Genomic DNA, 6381 nt, shown 5'->3' with positions numbered 1-6381 from the left:
ATCCGGTTTCGGAGCTAATGCCTTCGTTCCATCGTGGGGCCAGGGACGAAGGAAGTCGGCATCGATACCGCTTTGAGCAACGTCTTCGCCGTCAGCCGTAAGATCTATCAAAAGGCGAGGTTCTGGCATCTTGTCATATCCATACGTATGGGTGATCCGGAGTTCCTTGTTGCGAGTGAACTCGACGACGAACTCCTTTGCATCAAAGCCGCGCTCACGTTCTTTCTCACACTTCGCGCCACCTATGGCTGCACCTACGCCACCAGTCTCGGGAGCATCGATATCTGACAGTCGAAAGCGTTCTCCGTTGATGCGGCCGCTATCAGCGTCAGACCAATAGATTTCAGTGATCTGCCAGGACGTTGGGTCGTTCGCTGCCGCGCTTGTCTCACCAACCGGTTCGATTGAAGAGATTGGATCTGCGCATCCAGACAGGAAAGCCAGCAGCATTGCTGCGCCAACGTAGTTCCAGCTAAAGACTTTCATTCAAATTCCTCACCATCAGTGGACCGCTCGACGCACTCCGTCAGCTTGAATGAAGATAACAGAATTCGTCGCTGCCGCCATACGGACGAAGTCTTAGGATTAAACCTGATACCTGACCCCGTAGCCTCGATATTTTCCGGCGTTCCAAACCCAGTTGTACCCGTACTTGGACGGCAACCCGTCGGTGACCTGCGAACTACAGTCTGGATATCGTGTGAGACGGAAATGCTCGCTCTCCCCGACAACGGGTGCACGCCGTTCTTTATTAGGTTGCAGGACTCTCATTTCACCGTACGGTTAAATAGGTCGCGAAGGAGCAGAGGTGCCACACGTTTTCATTAGCTATGCGCACGAGGACAAATCCCGTCTGAAGCGTGTCGTTCGCGTCTTGGAAGATGCCGGGATGGAGACATGGTATGACGAGGAAATTCGTGTGGGCGAGCGGCTGACCGAGGCGATTTTCCCGCAGCTACGTAGTAGTCGATGCGCTGTCTTTATCCTCACGAAATATTCTGTGAAGTCGGACTGGGTACGAACGGAGATCCAATATGCTTTCGATCATGCAACGCCAATTGTTCTGATCTCTTTTGGCAACGTGAGTGTACCTGACGATTTTCCAGGCGACGTCGACGACACTTTAAGAATTGCGATTAATCGCAATCTTTCCGGACGCAAGAAGATCGAATTCTTGGAAGCCACAAGGCGCCTATACGATCACAGGAAAGCGCCGGTCATAACGATGCTAAATCTGAAGGGCGGTGTCGGAAAAACAGTTCTCACGGCAAACCTATTCGGCTGTATTCACGAAACTGAGCGCAAATCGGTCCTTTTGATAGACCTCGATCCGCAACATAATCTCACGCAGCTACTTCTATCCGAAAATGATATGATGAAGGCGTTCGGTGCCAGCAAGAATATCATGTCAATCTTCAGAGGGTTTGGAGATCTGTCCGAGTACCCCAGCGATAGCCAACTGAAGAGAATGTTAGAGAAGTGTATCGTTCCACTAAAATCTGTGAAGCCGCTTGAACCAAGAATTGACCTCATTCCGGGCACGTTTGAGGTGATAACTTATTTCTTAGGGGAGCAGCATCAGCGGTTCGAACGAAACTCGGAACGTTGGGTCCGCTTTCGTCAGTTTGTTGCCTATTGCGAACGCCAGTACGATTATGTGGCTATTGACGTAAACCCTGGTGCAACACTGATGACGGAGCTCGCTCTCAGCGTATCGAGCCATGTTCTGTCTCCGGTCAGGCCGGACCGTTTCGCGACGTACGGCCTTTCTTTGTTGGATTTGCTTCTTTCTAAGGTTTCGGAAGACGCGAGCAAAATAAGGAGGTTGGCGATCATGAACGGCGTCCAAGGAAATGAAAGATCGGATATCGAAGTTGAGCTTCGGTCGAGCGCCTCAAATGGCGGTGCGGTAGAAGTTTTGGACGCAACGATCCCGTTTTCGAAGCTCATGATCGCGGGTCCAGCTAAACCCAACGCAAGTGGTGACATGACATTCGATCTAGCATATCGGAAGTCGAGAGGAAGCGGACCGATACAAAAGCGTTTGAGAGCTGCCGCACTAGAGCTGTCTGAGAAAGTTGGCGTATGACCGAGATCGAATTGGCAGATGTACTGCGACGACTCACGCGCGGAAAATACAAGTTGAATGAACCTGAAATGCGTGCGTTTCTTGAACGCCTGAAGAGTACGACAACGGATGAATTGTTGCAGGCCACATTTCCGGCGAAACCTGCTCGCAAACCAACCGCGAAAAAGCCAAATCCTCAGTGGATTCAGGACATGGAAACGGCTCGAAAGTCTCTCTCATGGCGTGTGGCCGATGCCATAGCTCGTCTCTATCTCCTGGCAGAAGAAAGAAGTGTTGAGATCAAGGGAGCTAAGAAGAAGTCATTCGTAGCCGCTAGTCGGCATGTCGCAGAAGCTTATGGCGAAGAGAGTACCCGCGATCTCTTCTTGCAATGGGTTGGCGAGTTTGCGGATGCGAACCGAAAACTTTAGCCAAACATTCTCAATGGACTTGCCGCCGAAACAGAGCGTGATGGGTCCTTATCAGCTGCGCGTGGGAGGGCGTCACATTTGCGGATGACCGCAATTGGCGCTGAAGTTCTCAGGCTCACGTTCAATGAGAACGACGTCGTACTGCTCAAGCGCTTTCACGATGCGATCAACAAGCTGGTTCGTTGCCTCGTCACCCTCAGTTGGGTTCTTGCTCGCTAACGCCACACGCAGCCGGCGAGGCGAAGTTCGTATCGCGACATAGATAGCTGTTTGAACATCGTCCATTCATCATTCAAATCACGAGCACGAAACGGGAACAATGGGAATCGGATAACTATCCACCGGAAATTATTTGTCGAATCCGAAAGTGACGAAACGGGAGGCGCTAGTCCAACAGAAGTGACATCGTGCCAGCTGTCCTACAATTTCTGCGGCTGGTGTCCTACATTCGAAAACGACGCCGGACTATTGCATTGTTTTTATTGCTTAAAACTGTTGCAAACAGTTGCTGGCGGAGAGGAAGGGATGGGATGCCAGATTGGAACATGTCAAAATACCATTGAAGTTATTGTTTATTCTAGGGTTTTTGCCTCCTCGCGCAAGTGTTATTGGAACATCTAACGGGAACGAGAAAACACACGTCCGTTTAGACAGCTCGTCATCACAAGGGCCTCGGCCGTCCCCAGAAAATTGCAATTGATTGCAATCGATTTTCCAAAATATTAGAGGCTTGATCTATGCGCGATCCACGTCAAGCCGGATGTGCTCAAGCCTATGACAGGTCGGACAGAGCAAGGCGAAGTCGGCAGTAGTGGTTAGCCTCACGCCTTCGGCGAGTGGGTCTTTGTGATGAACGTCAAAGCAGGACCGCACCCGGTTTGCAGGGATGCTCGGCAGCAAAGACGGATCAAAGCTGCAATCGTCACAGCGCATCTGGCTCAGTCGTCTGCGCTCAAGAATAAACCTGTTCGCTATCCATGAGGCGCGTTTACGAGCCTGGCCCCTGCGTTCTTCCGTCTCTCCCTCAAGCGCGATGAGCAGGTCATCTGCTATCATCCTATCGATGCCTGGGTCCGAGTCTGAAAGCTCAGCCATAGCTGCCTCGTCTTCAAGTAGAACCCAAAGGTTTGGAGCTGGCCGCGATACTATTTCCAACTCTGCGAGTTGATCTCTCGCTGCATCGTCCAATGAACGCAGAGTAGCTGTTGAACGTGCGAAGTGGCGTGCAAACACATCTTTCGAAAACACGTCGCGCGCTTTGGGTGCACCAACGATCTCAAATGTTTCGACAATAGGGAAAGCGACTGACCAACGATTGCGGTCACCATTCGCAGACCAGACATTCTGAAGTGCATCAAACTCCTCAGGCCCGATAATCTCGACTAGGGGTCGTGAGGAGTGGCGTAATCGATGAATGGAGACCAATGAGTCGGCAAACTTCGCGTGCTCATCTCGCTCTCGTTTAACGCGCTCGGAATCAACGAAATCTGGATTTGGGTCACCAAACTTATCGGTAATTCTCTCGATAACGTATCCGCCATCGACTTGTCGGTTGATCGTTGTCTGGCACTTTTCTCGAGCATCAGGCCCAGTTCCAGTAGGCGTAAATCCGACCCAAGTTGTTCCCGGCAGCCAATCAGCTTTCGCAGCGGTAATGGGGGCAGGCAGGTCTTTGATTTTCATGCGAGCGCAAACGTTTGATTATTTGTTGGTGCGGTTGGATGATCTCGGGCGAAGTTTGGAAAGAGTAGGATGGATTTTCTGACATGTGTTAAGGTCAATCGCCAAAACGCGCCGTCTCAAGCCCGGTTCTCCTGACAATGCCCTCTCCGCTGCCGTCCTCTATTTACCCTTCCTTGATTGGCTCACCCAGGTAAGTTCGAATCCAACTTCTAAGGCCTACGACGCGTTGTAAGCGACTGCTTGCGCTTCGAGTTCTTGAGCTTGCACCTTTTCTGAACTCCGAGATGTTTTCATCAACTGCCTCGTCGGCGGCTGCTTTTGCTGTGGCCTTATATTCATTGGCGAAGGCGCTCAGCACTTTTTGCCAAGTGGCGACTTCTCGAGCGGGCTCAACCTCAAAAAGAGAGTGCAGAGTATAAATATTATTCTGACTTTCAAACATTTCGCGGACATTAGTATCGCCGAAAATTTCCGCTATCAGTTTGAGGCTAGCTCGAACATTTTGGATGTCGCTCTTCGCCTTTCGATACTGACCACTGTATTTGTCGTAAAGTTCATTCATGCTCTCTGGCGTATCGCTAGCAATCCCAAGTCGTTCAAAGCCCAACAACTGACTGGCGAATTCGACGTCCAACATTCTGCGAACGTGATTCAGGGAGAAGATTTTCAAAGCCTTCATCTCATCACACTCGGCCACTTTGATTGATGCTTCTAGGAACGCGCCATTAAAAGTAGCATTGCGCATTTCCTGAGGATTTAGTGATCGATCTGTTTCGTTTAACCGAGCAAATATGCGCCTGATTTGTTGTTCAGGTACGTCACTTGGTATGCGTCGTCCATTGATATTGTATTGGTAAATTTGCGTCTTTTGTGCCGCAGAAAGGTCTTTCCAGTAGCGATCAGCAAAGTCAGCACCGCGTCGTTCAGCGTCCAAATAAGACTTCTTCAGAGGCCACTCGTTGTTTAGAAACTGGCGAAGTGTCGAGAGCCTCTGCTGGCCATCAACGATACTAAATTTTTGTTGTCCGGTGTCAGGATCGGGAGCTTTCTCCCAGAGATATATCTCGGGCATCGGGTACTCTATGAGCACGGTCTCAATGAGCCGGACCTTTTGTTTGTCCGTCCACACTAGTCTGCGTTGAAAGGAGCGATCTACATAGAATTCTGACGCTCGAAGCCTTGTAACGAGCTCAGAGATATTTGCTCGATAGGGCTGAATTTCATTGTTGAATCCCATGGGTCTCTCCAAGTTTTTGAGCGCTCCAAAAATGATACGATTTTACATCTGACCAAGATGAGTAGACTCGTATCTTCAATGTTTGAGACAGGCCCAAGTGTGTTGATGCTAGTTTCCGCGTCTTCTCTAATAATGTCATCAAATCCCTAAGATAGATCGTGTCGAAATACTCATTGGTTCCGACCATAATGAACCGTCGGAAGATATCACCCTGGTACATGTTCTTTAGGGAAATTTCACCGCTGAAATACGCTTGGCGTAGGTGCTTCCAAGTCGAGTTGAATAATCCGCGAGAAACAATGACAACATCAATGTCCGACTTCGAATTATCAAACTTTTTGAACTTGTTATCGGGACACATGCTAAAGCCATACTTGGCACTTCCAACAATGGCTACGTCCGAAGGCGCTATTCGAAAGACTTTGCTGATTTCTGCTTTTACGTCTGAATATTCTCGTCCAGTTCGTGTCGGGCAGCACCAAGCGTACCCGTCGAACATATACCTTTCTACGAAAGGCAGCGCGCCTTCGTTTCGCAGAACCTTTAAAAGCTCAGAGCTTTTCACTGTTGGTTCTCTTCTGCAATTGGACCATTGGGTACGTCGTCAGTGTCGTTGTCTGCCAATGCGGGTAGTCCTGCATATTCGGCTGCTGCACGCTCCGAGCTGCCAACAGGTCGATAAGAAATGAATTCGCTTCCATCGCAGAACGGTAGCTGGAACTCATCGATAAGATCATGGTCAAACTGTCCTGATAAAAGCAGTATGCCTACAGAAGCGAGATGATCTCTCGTACCCTTACCATTGTCGGCTCTTAAGCGCCGCATAAAGTCCTTCTGCCTTGCTACTGCTTCAACTACATCTCGAGTTATTGGCACTTTTTGAACTTCGCGAAATAACGTCATGACTCTGCGGTTCCCTGAGGAGCCAGAAAATATTTTATCGACGATTTCAGGTTGTATCG

General features: G+C 49.7%; 7 protein-coding genes. 2 read left to right on the top strand and 5 right to left on the bottom strand.

Annotated elements, in window-relative coordinates; genetic code table 11:
* The coding region (locus AADA04_RS05295; protein WP_340692203.1) for a hypothetical protein at positions 1 to 486 on the bottom strand (486 nt) is incomplete at its 3' end.
* Positions 487 to 808: 322 nt separating this feature from the next.
* Between AADA04_RS05295 and AADA04_RS05290 the strand changes: the two genes are divergently transcribed.
* Both AADA04_RS05290 and AADA04_RS05285 read left to right on the top strand, forming a co-directional pair.
* Positions 809 to 2089 (top strand): AAA family ATPase, encoded by a 1281-nt coding sequence (locus AADA04_RS05290; RefSeq protein WP_340692202.1) that lies wholly within the window; start codon positions 809 to 811, stop codon positions 2087 to 2089.
* Entirely contained in the window at positions 2086 to 2499 is a 414-nt protein-coding gene (locus AADA04_RS05285) for a hypothetical protein (protein WP_340692201.1), read from the top strand. Before AADA04_RS05290 ends, AADA04_RS05285 begins: the two co-directional genes overlap by 4 nt.
* 72 nt (positions 2500 to 2571) lie before the next feature.
* Here AADA04_RS05285 and AADA04_RS05280 read toward each other — a convergent pair whose 3' ends face one another.
* From AADA04_RS05280 to AADA04_RS05265, 4 genes are all read right to left on the bottom strand, one after another.
* Positions 2572 to 2784, bottom strand: coding sequence for a hypothetical protein (locus AADA04_RS05280; protein WP_340692200.1), 213 nt, complete (start codon positions 2782 to 2784; stop codon positions 2572 to 2574).
* A 450-nt stretch (positions 2785 to 3234) separates the two neighbouring features.
* A complete protein-coding gene (locus AADA04_RS05275) occupies positions 3235 to 4182 on the bottom strand; it encodes an HNH endonuclease (protein WP_340692199.1) in 948 nt (315 codons plus the stop codon).
* 163 nt (positions 4183 to 4345) lie between these two features.
* The gene (locus AADA04_RS05270; protein ID WP_340692198.1) at positions 4346 to 5419 is read right to left on the bottom strand and encodes a DUF262 domain-containing protein; all 1074 of its coding nucleotides are present in this window, start codon (positions 5417 to 5419) and stop codon (positions 4346 to 4348) included.
* Positions 5420 to 5980: 561 nt separating this feature from the next.
* Positions 5981 to 6381: NaeI family type II restriction endonuclease (locus AADA04_RS05265; RefSeq protein ID WP_340692197.1), on the bottom strand; the 401-nt coding region annotated here is incomplete at its 5' end.

This window comes from Hyphomonas sp. (assembly GCF_037969335.1).
Classification (GTDB): domain Bacteria; phylum Pseudomonadota; class Alphaproteobacteria; order Caulobacterales; family Hyphomonadaceae; genus Hyphomonas.
The sequence above is the reverse complement of the archived record's forward strand: the minus strand, read 5'-3'. Positions and strand labels throughout refer to the sequence as shown.